The 14,971-nt window shown below is 43.4% G+C and carries 14 protein-coding genes; 7 read left to right on the top strand and 7 right to left on the bottom strand.

What is annotated here, in order from left to right; translation table 11 throughout:
- Positions 1-92: 92 nt before the first annotated feature.
- From psaA to RM049_RS10300, 3 genes are all read left to right on the top strand, one after another.
- Positions 93-2,351: a photosystem I core protein PsaA gene (gene psaA / locus RM049_RS10310; RefSeq protein WP_322699816.1), complete on the top strand. Its 2,259-nt coding sequence runs from the start codon at positions 93-95 to the stop codon at positions 2,349-2,351.
- 120 nt (positions 2,352-2,471) lie between these two features.
- Positions 2,472-4,703, top strand: coding sequence for a photosystem I core protein PsaB (gene psaB / locus RM049_RS10305; protein WP_322704090.1), 2,232 nt, complete (start codon positions 2,472-2,474; stop codon positions 4,701-4,703).
- A gap of 153 nt (positions 4,704-4,856) precedes the next feature.
- A complete protein-coding gene (locus RM049_RS10300; RefSeq protein WP_322704089.1) occupies positions 4,857-5,327 on the top strand; it encodes an REP-associated tyrosine transposase in 471 nt (156 codons plus the stop codon).
- Positions 5,328-5,434: 107 nt separating this feature from the next.
- Here the strand turns inward: RM049_RS10300 and RM049_RS10295 are convergent, their stop codons facing one another.
- Positions 5,435-5,947 carry a tetratricopeptide repeat protein gene (locus RM049_RS10295; RefSeq protein ID WP_322704088.1) on the bottom strand — a complete coding sequence of 171 codons (513 nt, stop codon included), beginning with the start codon at positions 5,945-5,947 and terminating at the stop codon, positions 5,435-5,437.
- A 116-nt stretch (positions 5,948-6,063) separates the two neighbouring features.
- Between RM049_RS10295 and RM049_RS10290 the strand changes: the two genes are divergently transcribed.
- Positions 6,064-6,969 (top strand): site-specific DNA-methyltransferase, encoded by a 906-nt coding sequence (locus RM049_RS10290; RefSeq protein ID WP_322704087.1) that lies wholly within the window; start codon positions 6,064-6,066, stop codon positions 6,967-6,969.
- A 97-nt stretch (positions 6,970-7,066) separates the two neighbouring features.
- Here RM049_RS10290 and RM049_RS10285 read toward each other — a convergent pair whose 3' ends face one another.
- The gene (locus RM049_RS10285; RefSeq protein ID WP_094342069.1) at positions 7,067-7,261 is read right to left on the bottom strand and encodes a hypothetical protein; all 195 of its coding nucleotides are present in this window, start codon (positions 7,259-7,261) and stop codon (positions 7,067-7,069) included.
- A gap of 875 nt (positions 7,262-8,136) precedes the next feature.
- Between RM049_RS10285 and RM049_RS10280 the strand changes: the two genes are divergently transcribed.
- Positions 8,137-9,192, top strand: coding sequence for an SGNH/GDSL hydrolase family protein (locus RM049_RS10280; RefSeq protein ID WP_322672009.1), 1,056 nt, complete (start codon positions 8,137-8,139; stop codon positions 9,190-9,192).
- Between the two features lie 63 nt (positions 9,193-9,255).
- On the top strand, positions 9,256-9,612 hold the full coding sequence (locus tag RM049_RS10275; RefSeq protein WP_322704143.1) for a DUF4864 domain-containing protein: 357 nt from the start codon (positions 9,256-9,258) through the stop codon (positions 9,610-9,612).
- A gap of 24 nt (positions 9,613-9,636) precedes the next feature.
- On the opposite strand, the gene larE is transcribed toward RM049_RS10275, so the two are convergent.
- Positions 9,637-10,464, bottom strand: a complete 828-nt coding sequence (larE, locus tag RM049_RS10270; RefSeq protein WP_322704142.1) for an ATP-dependent sacrificial sulfur transferase LarE — start codon at positions 10,462-10,464, stop codon at positions 9,637-9,639.
- A 99-nt stretch (positions 10,465-10,563) separates the two neighbouring features.
- Positions 10,564-12,459, bottom strand: coding sequence for a hybrid histidine kinase/response regulator HrmK (gene hrmK, locus RM049_RS10265; protein WP_322704086.1), 1,896 nt, complete (start codon positions 12,457-12,459; stop codon positions 10,564-10,566).
- 206 nt (positions 12,460-12,665) lie between these two features.
- Between hrmK and RM049_RS10260 the strand changes: the two genes are divergently transcribed.
- Positions 12,666-13,532, top strand: coding sequence for a branched-chain amino acid ABC transporter permease (locus RM049_RS10260; protein ID WP_322690097.1), 867 nt, complete (start codon positions 12,666-12,668; stop codon positions 13,530-13,532).
- A 21-nt stretch (positions 13,533-13,553) separates the two neighbouring features.
- Here RM049_RS10260 and RM049_RS10255 read toward each other — a convergent pair whose 3' ends face one another.
- The 3 genes from RM049_RS10255 to lipA form a co-directional block, all read right to left on the bottom strand.
- Positions 13,554-13,703, bottom strand: coding sequence for a photosystem I protein PsaX (locus RM049_RS10255; RefSeq protein WP_322669294.1), 150 nt, complete (start codon positions 13,701-13,703; stop codon positions 13,554-13,556).
- Positions 13,693-13,827 (bottom strand): hypothetical protein, encoded by a 135-nt coding sequence (locus RM049_RS10250; protein WP_322704085.1) that lies wholly within the window; start codon positions 13,825-13,827, stop codon positions 13,693-13,695. The genes RM049_RS10255 and RM049_RS10250 overlap by 11 nt, the downstream gene beginning before the upstream one ends.
- A gap of 101 nt (positions 13,828-13,928) precedes the next feature.
- Positions 13,929-14,849 carry a lipoyl synthase gene (gene lipA / locus RM049_RS10245; protein WP_322704084.1) on the bottom strand — a complete coding sequence of 307 codons (921 nt, stop codon included), beginning with the start codon at positions 14,847-14,849 and terminating at the stop codon, positions 13,929-13,931.
- Positions 14,850-14,971: the final 122 nt, after the last annotated feature.

Raw genomic sequence — 14,971 nt, 5'->3', positions numbered from 1 at the left:
CTTCATCGCGGCTTCAGCAAAATGGAATTTGCGGTAATGGTTAACTTTGTGGTATTCATGATTCCTCATTCCTTATCAAGAGAGGAGGTCGAATGACAATAAGTCCTCCGGAGCGAGAGGAAAAGAAGGCAAGAGTAATCGTCGATAACGACCCGGTTCCAACGTCTTTCGAGAGATGGTCACAACCAGGGCACTTTGACAGATCCTTAGCCAGAGGTCCCAAAACCACCACATGGATTTGGAACCTGCACGCACTCGCCCATGATTTTGATACACATACAAGCGATTTAGAAGACATCTCCCGCAAGATATTCTCAGCCCACTTCGGCCACTTGGCTGTAGTGACAATCTGGTTGAGCGGGATGATTTTTCACGGGGCGAAGTTTTCTAACTACGAAGCTTGGTTAAGCGACCCTCTAAACGTTAGACCAAGTGCCCAAGTCGTTTGGCCCATTGTTGGACAAGACATTTTAAATGGTGATGTTGGCGGTGGTTTCCACGGTATTCAAATCACCTCTGGTTTGTTCTATGTATGGCGTGGTTGGGGTATTACCAACTCATTCCAGCTTTACTGCACAGCGATCGGTGGCTTGGTACTAGCAGGCTTATTCCTATTTGCCGGCTGGTTCCACTACCACAAACGCGCTCCCAAATTGGAATGGTTCCAGAATGTGGAGTCGATGCTGAATCACCACTTGCAAGTATTGCTAGGTTGTGGTTCCTTGGGATGGGCAGGTCATTTAATCCACGTATCCGCACCGACCAACAAGCTTTTGGATGCAGGCGTTGCTCTCAAAGACATCCCCTTGCCCCACGAGTTCATCTTGAACAAAGACTTGTTGACCGAGCTGTATCCCGGCTTTGCTGCTGGTTTAGCACCTTTCTTCACCTTGAACTGGGGTCAGTATGCTGACTTCCTCACCTTCAAGGGCGGTCTGAACCCAGTAACAGGCAGCCTATGGATGACGGACATTTCCCATCACCACTTAGCGATCGCAGTTCTCTTTATCGTTGCTGGTCACCAGTACCGTACTAACTGGGGTATCGGTCACAGCATTAAAGAGATCCTAGAAAACCACAAAGGTCCTTTCACCGGTGAAGGTCACAAAGGTCTCTACGAAAACTTGACCTCATCCTGGCACGCTCAGTTAGGAACTAACCTGGCCTTCTTGGGTTCGCTGACCATCATCATCGCGCATCACATGTACGCGATGCCTCCGTACCCGTACCTGTCAACCGACTATGCTACACAGTTGTGCATATTCACCCACCATATGTGGATTGGAGCCTTCTTAATCGTAGGCGGTGCGGCTCACGCTAGTATCTTCATGGTGCGGGATTACGATCCTGTGGTTAATCAAAACAACCTCTTGGATCGGGTACTTCGTCATCGAGATGCAATCATCTCTCACCTAAACTGGGTGTGTATATTCCTTGGCTTCCATAGCTTTGGGTTATACATCCACAATGACACGATGCGTGCCTTGGGTCGTCCCCAAGATATGTTTTCGGATACAGCAATCCAATTGCAACCAGTTTTTGCCCAGTGGGTACAAAACATCCACACCTTAGCTCCTGGTGGCACTGCTCCCAATGCCTTAGAACCAGTTAGCTATGCGTTTGGCGGTGGAATCTTAGCGGTAGGTGGCAAAGTGGCAATGATGCCCATTGCTTTAGGTACAGCGGATTTCATGATCCACCACATTCACGCATTCCAGATCCACGTCACTGTCCTAATTCTGTTAAAAGGATTTCTGTTTGCCCGCAGCTCTCGTCTGATTCCAGACAAGGCAAATCTAGGCTTCCGTTTCCCTTGTGACGGTCCTGGTCGTGGCGGTACCTGTCAAGTGTCTGGTTGGGATCATGTGTTCCTCGGACTTTTCTGGATGTACAACACAATATCCATCGCAATTTTCCACTTCAGCTGGAAGATGCAATCAGATGTCTGGGGAACCGTAGATGCAGATGGTGCTGTGACTCACATCACTGGTGGTAACTTTGCCCAAAGTGCCATTACCATCAACGGTTGGTTGCGAGACTTCTTGTGGGCACAAGCTACACAAGTCATCAATTCCTATGGCAGCGCGCTATCTGCCTATGGTCTACTCTTCTTAGGCGCTCACTTTGTCTGGGCATTCAGCTTGATGTTCCTGTTCAGTGGTCGCGGCTACTGGCAAGAATTAATTGAGTCCATTGTTTGGGCGCATAACAAACTGAAGGTAGCACCAGCAATTCAGCCTCGCGCTCTGAGCATTATTCAGGGTCGGGCTGTAGGGGTAGCTCACTACCTCTTGGGAGGAATTGCCACAACCTGGGCATTCTTCCATGCACACATCCTTTCAGTAGGGTAGCAATCAGTTGTGGAGTGCTGAGTGCTAAGTGCTGAGAAAATACTCAAAACTTGGTACTCAGAACTCAGGACTCTAGACGCTGGTATTTGATGGCTAAAGGTCAGAGGATTTATTAAACCTATGGCGACAAAATTTCCGAAATTTAGCCAGGATCTCGCACAGGACCCGACGACTCGTCGGATATGGTATGCGATCGCTACAGGCAACGATTTTGAAACCCATGATGGCATCACAGAGGAAAATCTTTACCAAAAGATTTTCGCAACTCACTTCGGTCACTTGGCAATCATCTTCCTGTGGGCATCCAGCCTCCTGTTCCATGTAGCCTGGCAAGGTAACTTTGAACAGTGGATTAAAGATCCCCTTCATATCCGTCCCATCGCCCACGCGATTTGGGACCCCCACTTTGGTAAACCAGCGATCGAAGCTTTTACCCAAGCTGGCGCTAGCAATCCGGTAAACATTACCTACTCTGGTCTTTACCATTGGTGGTATACCATCGGAATGCGGACGAACGGCGAACTATACAACGGTTCAGTATTCCTGTTAATACTGGCAGCCGTACTGTTGTTTGCTGGTTGGCTGCACTTGCAACCCAAGTATCGTCCTAGCTTGGCATGGTTTAAGAGCGCTGAACATCGCCTAAACCACCACCTAGCAGGTCTGTTTGGTGTTAGTTCTCTGGCTTGGGCTGGTCACTTAATTCACGTTGCTGTCCCCGAATCTCGCGGTCAGCACGTAGGTTGGGATAACTTCCTGAATACCCCACCCCACCCAGCAGGTTTGACACCATTCTTTACAGGCAACTGGGGTGTTTACTCTCAAAACCCTGACACTCCTGGACATATCTTTGGGACATCTCAAGGTGCAGGAACTGCAATTCTAAGTTTCTTGGGTGGCTTCCATCCTCAGACAGAAGCTTTGTGGCTGACTGACATGGCTCATCACCACTTGGCGATCGCAGTTATCTTCATTGTTGCCGGTCATCAGTATCGGACTAACTTCGGAATTGGTCACAGCATCAAAGAAATGCTGAACTCCAAAGCTGGGTTAGTACCAGGTACCAACAGTGAAGGTCAGTTCAACCTGCCTCACCAAGGGTTGTATGACACCTATAACAATTCACTGCACTTCCAGTTAGGTATTCACCTAGCTGCTCTGGGAACCATCACCTCTTTGGTGGCACAGCATATGTACGCCATGCCTCCTTATGCATTTATTGCTAAGGACTATACAACTCAGGCAGCGCTGTACACGCACCATCAATATATTGCTGGTTTCTTGATACTTGGTGCTTTTGCTCACGGAGCAATATTCTGGGTACGTGATTACGACCCAGAACAAAACAAGGGCAACGTTCTTGAGCGCGTATTGAAGCATAAAGAAGCGATTATCTCCCACCTTAGCTGGGTATCCCTTTTCTTAGGCTTCCATACCCTCAGCTTGTACGTCCACAATGATGTAGTGGTTGCTTTCGGTACTCCTGAAAAGCAAATCTTGATTGAGCCAGTGTTTGCTCAATTCGTTCAAGCTGCTAACGGTAAAGTACTGTACGGTTTAGACACCTTACTATCTAACCCAGATAGTATTGCCCATACAGCATGGCCCAACTACGCTAACGTTTGGTTGCCAGGCTGGTTAGATGCCATCAATGCTGGTACTAACTCCCTGTTCTTGACAATTGGCCCTGGCGACTTCTTGGTACACCATGCGATCGCTTTAGGTCTGCACACCACCACCTTGATCTTGGTCAAAGGTGCTTTGGATGCCCGTGGTTCTAAGCTGATGCCCGATAAAAAGGACTTCGGCTATGCCTTCCCTTGTGACGGCCCCGGTCGTGGCGGTACTTGCGACATCTCCGGTTGGGATTCCTTCTACCTCGCTGCGTTCTGGATGCTCAATACCCTTGGTTGGGTTACGTTCTACTGGCATTGGAAACATCTGGGTATTTGGCAAGGCAACGTAGCTCAGTTCAATGAGAACTCTACATATCTCATGGGCTGGTTCCGCGATTACCTCTGGGCTAACTCTGCTCAGTTGATTAACGGTTACAACCCTTACGGCGTAAATAACCTGTCGGTCTGGGCTTGGATGTTCCTGTTTGGACACCTAGTTTGGGCTACTGGCTTCATGTTCTTAATCTCCTGGAGAGGTTACTGGCAAGAGTTGATTGAAACCCTTGTTTGGGCACACGAACGCACTCCTCTAGCTAACCTAGTTCGCTGGAAAGACAAGCCCGTGGCTCTGTCCATCGTTCAAGGTCGTGTAGTTGGTTTAGCTCACTTCACTGTTGGCTACATCGTGACTTACGCAGCATTCTTGATTGCTTCTACTGCTGGTAAGTTCGGTTAATTTCGACTGCTAGTTTTGTAGATAAGTAATAAAAATCCCCTGCCGCAAGGTGGGGGATTTTTTTGGGTTTTGGGTGGGAAAAATAGAGAAAGGGGCGGGCAAGATGCCCACCCCACAAGAAAAGTTATAGAAAAATTAGAAATAGTATATTGAATGCAAGAGCCAAAGTTGAAAATTTTTCGGAGAAGATTACCTCATTGGGAGTTAGATGGGGCGGTTTATTTCATTACTTTTAATACTTGGGAAAAGTTAGAACTTAGCCTAGAAGCTAGAGAAATAGTTTTTAATTCTTGCTTGTTTTTTGATCAAAACAGATATCAAATATTTGTTTTTGTAGTCATGACAAATCATGTGCATTTGCTTATTCAGCCATTACTCAAATCGAAAAATGAGTTTTGGTCATTGAGTAGCATTATGAAAAGTATTAAAGGTTATAGTGCTAAACAAATTCCGAAAGTTATGAAACATATAGGAACAGTTTGGCAAGATGAAAGATATGACCGTATTGTTAGGAATGACCAAGAGTTTCAACAATGTTGGGAATATATCAGACAAAATCCTGTAAAAGCAGGACTCTCATCAAGCCCAGAAAATTACCCCTTCTTTTGGCAACTCCCTGAATAATCTCAATCATCACATTTTCTCTTCTCTTGTGGGGTGGGCATCTTGCCCGCCCCTTTGTAGCCTTAAGTGCCAGTCTATAATTGACTATTGAAATAATTTAATTATTTCTATTGCCTCTGCATATTTTGTTGTAAATAAAGGTTAGCGGCTTGCTGCCAATCTTTAATTGCACCTTGCTTATCTCCTAAGTTATAGCGAACCTCAGCTCGATTATTATAGGCAGTAGCATTTTTTGCGTTTAACTGAATCGCTTTATTATAATCTTGTAAAGCTCCCTGTTTATCACCTAAATTGTAGCGAGCAACACCTCGATTGTTATAAGCATTATCAAATTCAGGTACAAGCTTAATTGCTATGTTGGAGTCTTGTAATGCTCCTTGATTATCTCCTAATTCGCTCCGTAATGCAGCGCGATCGCTGTAAGCAAAAGAGCTTTTAGGGTTAAGCTCAATTGCTTTATTGCTGTCTTGCAAAGCACCCTGTTTATCCCCTAATTCACTTTTTAATCTAGCGCGCAATCTGTAAGCAAAATCATCTATAGGGTTAAGCTCAATTACTTTATTGTAGTCTTGTAAAGCACCCTGTTTATTCCCTAATTCACTTTTTAATCTAGCGCGCAAGCGGCGATCGCGTTAAAATCATTATGTCTGGTAAATTTCTACCATACAAAAAATGGTAGTATTTCAATAACATCAAAACAAGTTATAACTATAAAACTGAGATTACTTGATAAATCTTGCAAGAAGAGCCAATAACGCCAGCAAAAAAAATAATTATTAATCCCTACTATACCCAGCAGAACGGAGCAGCATATTTAGGTGATAGCCTTAAACTTATTAAATTCATTGATGATAATAGTATTAATTTAATTATCACATCACCTCCATTCGCACTGACACGAAAAAAAGAATACGGTAACGAAACTGCTGAAAAATATATTGAGTGGTTTCTACCTTTTGCCTATGAATTTAAAAGAGTACTGGCAGATAATGGCTCATTCGTACTAGATTTAGGCGGCGCTTACTTACCTGGCAATCCCGTGCGGAGTATCTACCAATACGAACTTTTAGTCAGATTATGCAAAGAAGTAGGTTTCTTTCTTGCTCAAGAATTTTACCACTATAATCCGGCTCGACTGCCAACCCCTGCTGAGTGGGTGACAATTAGGCGAATTCGTGTGAAAGACTCAGTAAACACAGTTTGGTGGTTGTCTAAAACACCGAATCCTAAAGCAGATAACAGAAAAGTTTTAAAGCCATATAGCCAAAGTATGAAACAATTACTCAAAAATGGCTATAAAGCAAAAATACGTCCTAGTGGACATGATATTTCTGATAAATTTCAAAAAGATAATCAAGGTGCAATTCCGCCAAATTTGCTAGAAATTGCTAATACTGAATCGAATAGTGCTTATTTACGACGCTGCAAAGCAGCAGAAATTAGACCCCATCCAGCACGTTTTCCTCAAGGGTTTGCCGAGTTCTTCATCAAATTCTTAACTGATGAAGGTGATATGGTATTAGATCCGTTCGCAGGTTCTAATACAACTGGGTTTGTTGCTGAAACTCTGCAACGCCGATGGATATCTTTTGAAATTAATGAAAATTATGTAATGGGAAGTCGTTATCGATTTAGCCAATAACCAAATTAAGTAAAGAGTCAGGAGTGAGAAGTTAAAATTGATAACCCTTCGGCAGGCTCAGGGCATCGCTTATAACTCTTAACTCATAGCTACTCAATTAAATTTCTCCATTCACTTGCATTTGATGAACTCGATCGGCTAGCTCTTGACGACCTCGATCATCTAGTTTATCAATAGCTAACATCCCCATCAGAATAACTTCTTTTAGGGTCAAACGTGTGGAATGTGCCTGTTTTTGCACAATCTCTTTAATAATGGGACTGACACCAATCGCTGTACTAGCTCTAGCCACAGAAGAAAAGGAAACACTAATGATTCAGCCTAAATCTTAGCACTTTCAATGAGGTTATTCTCTAGAGCTAAACTTAATTTAAGTGTGTTTCAACTCATACTTCAATGAGTAAACAGAAATTTTAAATTACGTGTAGTGAGTTATCAAATTCTCAGTATGGCAAACCTGATACTTGCTCATTGAGGACACGTTATCGTATGATATCAATATTCTCAAAAGTTAAAATTTTGGCTATTTTTTCCAAAATTTCTACTAAGTTCTCAATCGTCAGATTAAAGATACGAGCTAATTTAGATATAGCAGGAAAGTCAACTGTTATCGTTTTCTGACGACGCGCATAGCTTGTAACTCTGCTGCAAATTACCCCACAATGGTCAGAAGCTTCTTTTAGTGACCACACTTTCACTTGTGCTTGACAAAACGAAAATGTATACGTATTACCGTAGCTTTCTCGGTCTAGCCAACTCTCACGCGATCGCGACAATTAGCTGAAATCTAGAAACCTAAAATCTGCTGTTTATTTCACATATTAGCAACATCAAAAGCAAAAACCTCTGTTCTTAGATCCTCTAAAATAACTCACTAATCGCCAGTTTGCAAACCTAGTTATATTTGTGATAACTGAGTTAGAAAAAGCGAGTGGCTGATGAAAACAGTGCTTTCAGTAGAAGTATTCGCACAAATAAGACTTGTATACCACCGGGAAAACCCTACTTTAAAGAGATCGTAAATTGTCAAATATAATCTCATGAACACGCTTTACAGAACTATACAGCGTAAATAAGAATAATAACTTAACCGAAGTAAAATTTTCCTGAATACAGCCAATTAATGCCGTCATAAGGAAAAGCAGTGAGTAGAGGAGAGAGAAAGCGATGAGGGACCCTTATCTGTTGGCAGCAGGCTTGTTAACAGGATTAGCAATACCAGCATCGGCTCTTCCACATCTGTCAATTGTCCTGCCAGAAAGTTCTAGATTCCTGTGGGATTTAAAACAAGGTTCGCAGACAATAGTCAGTACAAAAATTATCAAGAGCGTCGACCTTTCCTTACCCGAACTCAGCTCTCAAGCGTTCCAACCCCTAAAAAGTTCGCAGCCAATAGTAAGTGAAAAAAACGTCCCTAGCGTACCAGAATTCAGCACTCAGGGATTACCAGTATCAACAGAGTCATCACTTAACCCCAGCACCCAAGCAACTAGCCTCTTATTGACATCTGGAAATCAACTTTACTACCAAAGATTGGCAGCTCTGAAAACAGGTCAGATTTATACACGCGTAGATAGTGATAATTTGCAATCATTGTGGGAGTCGATCAAGAAACGTCAACTAACTTATGACGACTGGAAAAGTTTATTAGCTTTAGAAGCTAGAGCGATCGCTCAAGGTCAAGGTGCCAATCATCTAAGTATTTTGGTTGGTGATTCTTTGAGCATGTGGTTTCCCAGAGAAAAACTGCCTGCTGGTAAATTGTGGCTCAATCAAGGCATATCTGGAGATACCTCTAGTGGCGTTTTAAAAAGATTGGGGGCATTTTCAGCAACGCGACCAGATGTTATTTACATTATGGCTGGGATTAACGACCTACGAAAAGGCGCTAGTGATGAAACAATTTTGCATAATTATCGCCGGATTGTCCGGCGTTTACGCCAGACTCATCCCAAAGCTCAAATCATTGTCCAATCAATTTTGCCTACTCGTCTACCAAAAATTTCCAATAGCCGTATTCGTCACCTCAACATCCAACTAACCGCGATCGCTAAACAAGAAGGTGCTAATTATCTCAATATTTATAGCTGGTTTACGGATATGGAAGGCAATTTGCGCCCAGAGTTGACCACAGATGGCTTGCACCTGTCTCAAGAGGGATATGATGTGTGGCGAACGGCACTACAGCAGATAGAATACACACTCACTCAGCGTGAGAATTGAGCGATCGTGCCGACACTTGCAGCGATGTCTACGATGGGCTGCGCCTACGCAATTTTGAAATTTATGGAAGTTAGTCATACTGATGCCATCAACATACGTTCTGTAATTGAATACCAATTAGCAGCCTTTAAAAAAGATGATGCCCAAGGCGCTTTTGCCTTTGCTAGTCCGGCGATTCAGGCGCAATTTGTAACCCCAGAAAATTTTATGCAGATGGTAAAAACAAGCTACCAAGCAGTATACCGTCCTCGTTCTGTATTTTTTGAGAACATAACAACCATCCAGGGAAACATAACTCAACCAGTGCTGCTACTTGCTCCTGATGGAGTCCCCTTGAGGGCTTTATATTTTATGGAAAAACAGCCCAATAATATCTGGGGAATTAACGGTTGCTTTCTAGTTTCTCTAGAGGGTAAATAAACTCTATTTTATAGAACTAAAATCCTATACTTTAACGCCCAAGGCTTCCCTATTTAAAACCTGATTTAACTTCCCACTACGATAACCTTCTAAATCTAAGGTTACGTAGATAAATCCAAAATCTTGAAATGCCGAAACTAATGTTTGTAAATCGTTAGTTAATACAAACTCTTTGATTTGTTCTGGTGGTAATTCAATACGTGCTGTATCACCTTCCGATCGCACGCGCAAATTCTGCCAACCTAGTTTTCGCAGATAAATTTCTCCTCTACCAACTCGTTGCAACTTAGCGACAGTAATCTCTTCACCGTAAGGAAACCTCGAACTTAGGCAAGGTTGAGCGGGTTTATCCCACCAAGGTAAACCGAGTTGTTGCGAAAGTTGGCGAACTTCAACCTTGGTAAGACCGACTTCTGCTAAAGGCGATCGCGCCCCTCTTTCTTTAGCCGCCTGAATTCCTGGGCGATAATCATGCAAATCATCAGCATTTACCCCATCCACCACATAAGGATAACCCAACTCTAAAGCTAAAGGTTTGAGGGTATCGTGCAACTCACTTTTGCAAAAATAACAACGGTTAACTGGGTTAGAAGTGTAATTGGGATTTTCCATCTCGTGAGTCTGGACGATTTTATGAGGAATCCCAATTGTTGCAGCTTGAATTTTGGCGTCTTCCAATTCTTCTGGTAACAGTGAAGGAGAAACAGCAGTGACAGCCAAAGCGCGATCGCCCAACACATCATAAGCAATTTTGGCAACCAAAGTGCTATCAACGCCCCCAGAGTAGGCAATCAACGCCTGCTCCATTTCTTTAAATAAGGCTCTTAATTGCTCAAATTTTTCTGTCAGCATCATTTCCCAATCCTGCCAAAACCTTGTAGCATCCAATCATTTATATTGTAGTCATTACTTATGGCGCTTTGGGCACAAAAGGTAGAGAGGAAAGACTTACTATAACTTCCCCTCCGCTCCCCTGCTCCTCTGCTCCCCTGCTCCTCTGCTCCCCTGCTCCTCATCAACCAACATTGGTGCTTTACTGTACTTAGCCACCAGACTGGCTAAAAGTGGTAAATCAATTGGTTTAGAAATATAGTCATTTACTCCAGCCGCTAGACAGGTTTCGCGATCGCCTTTCATCGCCATTGCTGTTTGAACAATTACCGGAATCGTCCGATATTGCTGATGTTCTCGCAGTTGTTGTACCAAGTTAAGACCATTTCCATCTGCCAAACAAACATCCATTAAAATTACCGCTGGATCTAACTGTGTTAGGGCTTCCCACATCTCGTCAGCATTCTTAACCCAAGTCACTTGATATCCCAATTTTTGTAGATAAATTTGCATCAAATCAGCATTGGGTAAATCATTTTCTACCAGCAAAATTTCTACAGAGGAACTAGGTGTCAAAGGCAGAGGAAATGAGGGAAAATTTGTTTCTCCTGCTTCCTCATCTACCCTCACTCCCATCTCTTGCTTAAGAGGAAGTACAAGAGTAAAACGGGAGCCACGATCTATTTCAGATTCAACTTTCACCCAACCACCGTGAATTTGGGCGAGTTTCTGAGTCACTGCTAAACCCAAACCAGTACCTTCAATACCATCTGCTACGGCCTTGGCAATTTGGAAATATGGCTGAAACAGTTGAACTTGGTCTTCCTGGGAAATGCCAGTGCCAGTATCCCAAACTGTAAAATGCACAAATACACCTTTGGAAGCAATCTGTAAGCCAACACTTCCAATACTTGTAAACTTTAGGGCGTTGAAGAGTAAATTCAACAACATTTGCTTGAGTCGTAAGGGGTCAGCTACTAAGGTTGTAATATCAGGTTCAAGTTCTAGGCACAGTTTCAAACTTTTATTAGCAGCTTTCTCTTTCACCAATGCCAAAACATTGTTACACAACAGTGGGACATCTACTGTTTCCCACTGTACTTCTAGCTGATTTGCTTCAATTTTAGAGAGATCCAAAATATCGTTAATCAGAGCTAGTAAGTGTTTACCGCTAGACTGAATGATATTTAAATACTCTTGCTGCCGTTCTTTAGTTGGTTCGTACCCTGGAGCTAAAAGCAGATGGGTAAACCCAATAATGGAACTAAGCGGTGTACGAATTTCGTGGCTGGTGTTTGCCAGAAACTGATTTTTCAGTTGATTGGTGCGCTCCAATTCTTGATTAGAATTACTTAACTGTTGACACCGTTGCGGCCAAGACAGGATGTGTCTAAGTTGTACTAAGGTTGTAGTACAGCATTTGGCAGACCTTGTTATCAATTGCGATCTGAGTTGAGCTTGCGATTCTATGAACGACTCATGATGAGAACTTAGGGGCGCTGTGGCAAGAATTAGCCAGCCGATAACGCTGCCAGAATCATCCGCTAACCGCCAAGCGCTCGGTAGTTGCTGATTCTCAAGCTGTTGTAAATCTTCAATTTTTATGACTTCTTGCAATCTCAACAGCAGCTTTTTTTCTGCTGTCAGCACTTCTAGAAATAAAGGTGGTGAATTTGGGGATGGAGAACCAGAAACATAGCAAACTGTGGCAACAGTTTCTTGTGGTTGACACATAGCGATGCCTACGGCACATTCTGTAAGTGCCAGATTACTGCTGTGAATAGCACTGTTAATCTCGTTAACCACGGTTTGGAAAATTTCCGCTTGTGCTGCTTCTGGCTGTGGGACAGTGTTACAAGCAGAAAGCAAGCAATCATTAAGGCGACTTTGCAACTGGTTTAAGCTGCTCTCCAGCCACAGCTGCGCGCGAAGTTGCTCAATTGTTGTCAAAAGTTTAAGTTTTGGCGTTGCATCTATCAGTGATTTCTGGTCTGGTAAGCTTGAATACTGCTGCATGGTCAACTAGACCGCTGAACAAGTTTAGCTACGCATAAAAATCCCAACAGGATTTTATGTATATTAACGGACAATTCTTTTTTATTTATAAACGATAACTTATGTTGTTATAAACCATAACTTATGATGTCGAGTTTAGCAGCTAGTCCAAAAAAAAATTATTGTATGAACCTAACCTAAAATTTTTTCAACGCAACTGAAAACTTATGGATGCACAATTCGCCCAACTAATCGTGAATGGGATTGCGGTAGGGAGCATTATTGCTCTAGCCGCAGTCGGACTGACTCTTACTTATGGAATTTTACGGCTATCTAACTTTGCTCATGGTGACTTTCTCACTTTAGGAGCCTATCTAACTTGGCTGATGAACACCATTGGAGTCAATATTTGGCTGTCGATGATTTTGGCGGCGGCGGGAACAGTAGCAGCAATGCTGTTATCGGAAAAGTTACTGTGGTCAAAGATGCGCTCTATCCGTGCTACTTCCACTACGCTGATTATTATTTCTATCGGACTTGCCTTATTTATTCGCAATGGGATTATTTTTATCTGGGGTGGCAGGAACCAAAATTATAATTTACCTGTTACTCCGGCTTTAGATATTTTGGGTTTAAAGATACCGCAAAATCAATTATTGGTATTAGGGTTGGCGGTGCTAGCAATTTTGGCGCTGCATTATCTGCTGCAAAATACCAAAATTGGTAAGGCGATGCGAGCAGTTGCCGACGATCTGGACTTAGCTAGAGTTTCAGGTATCAATGTTGACCGAGTTATTTTTTGGACTTGGGTAATTGCTGGCACGATTACGTCATTGGGCGGCAGTATGTATGGGTTAATTACAGCTGTGCGCCCGAATATGGGTTGGTTTTTAATATTACCATTGTTTGCCTCAGTAATACTTGGTGGAATTGGCAATCCCTACGGTGCGATCGCAGCAGCTTTTATCATTGGCATCGTCCAGGAAATCAGCACTCCTTGGCTGGGTTCACAATACAAACAAGGTGTAGCACTGTTAATCATGATTTTGGTGCTGCTCATTCGCCCCAAAGGTTTATTCAAAGGAACGATTTGAGCAGCACCACTCCACTTCTAATTATTCAATAATGTGGAAATACCAGGCTGCTACCAGGAAATTGATAGCTAACAAGAATATTGCCCAGCCTGTGCGATAGGCGTAGGGAGGTTTAGCTCCACTGTCGGCAACTGGTAAATCTGTAGGATTCTTCGTTGTTTTAGAGGTCATAATCCGATTCTCCTAATGTCATGACTTTTAAAGAAATACCAAACTGGTGTACCAAATACTCAAATTCTTTAAGAATATTTGTGTGAAGTTGGGAATTGGGCATTGGGAATTGGGAATTGGACATTGGGCATTGGGCATTGGGCATGGAGAAGAGACAAGGAAGAGGGGGGAGACAAAGGAGAAACTTGTCCCCCTGCCCCTCTGCCCCCCTGCCCCTCTGCCCCCCTACTCCCCAATCCCTACTCCCTCCTCTCCAGCATGGTAAGAACTGCGAACCAGAGGCCCAGAACGAACATGGTTGAATCCCATTTCCCATGCTAATCTGCCAAGTCGATCGAATTCCTCTGGAGTCCAATATTTTTGGACTGGCAAATGTTCTAAAGAAGGACGCATATACTGCCCAAGAGTCAAGCGATCGCATCCTACAGCCCTTAAATCAGCCATTGCTTCAATAACTTCATCAACTGTTTCTCCGTGTCCCAGCATCAAACCTGATTTGGTGGGAATTGTCGAATCGATTTCTTTAACCGTAGCCAGCACCAAAAGTGAGCGATCGTACTTGGCTCCCCGGCGCACTGGCCCAGTTAACCGCCGCACTGTCTCAATATTGTGATTGAAACAAGCTGGTTTGGCTTTGACAATCATCGCTATCCGCTGACGTTGACCTTCTTCTCCAACACCAGCACCACCCCAAAAATCTGGGGTCAGCACTTCTATTTGAGTCTCTGGATTCAATTGGCGAATAGTCGCGATCGTCTCTACAAAATGCCCTGCACCCCGATCGGACAAGTCATCACGGGCTACAGAAGTCAGCACCACATAACGCAATCCCAAAAGCTGCACCGCCTGGGCAACCTTTTCAGGTTCCTCTAAATCAAGAGGCATTGGTGCATGACCTTTATCTACTTGACAGAAAGCACAAGAGCGTGTGCATGTAGGCCCCATTAGCAAAAAAGTTGCAGTTTTTTGGGCATAGCACTCCCCTCGGTTAGGGCAGCGTCCTTCTTCACAAATCGTGTGAATTTGGCGCTGCTTAATAATGCGTTGTACGGTAGAGATTTCACTGGCTTTACCAATCGGGCGACGTAACCAGCTAGGCATTGCCTTAATTTCAGACTTTAGTTCGGCTTGTTGTGACGAAATCATAAACATCCAAGCAAGATGCGGATATAGATGTAGTGGTCTGTTGATTAAATATCACAATGACACAAATTTAAAAGAGCGCAAGCAAAAGTTTTGCAAAACACCTCTAACAATGTCATTTATAC

Source organism: Nostoc sp. DedQUE04 (assembly GCF_034530995.1).
In the GTDB taxonomy this organism is placed as follows: Bacteria; Cyanobacteriota; Cyanobacteriia; order Cyanobacteriales; family Nostocaceae; genus Nostoc.
The sequence above is the reverse complement of the archived record's forward strand: the minus strand, read 5'-3'. Positions and strand labels throughout refer to the sequence as shown.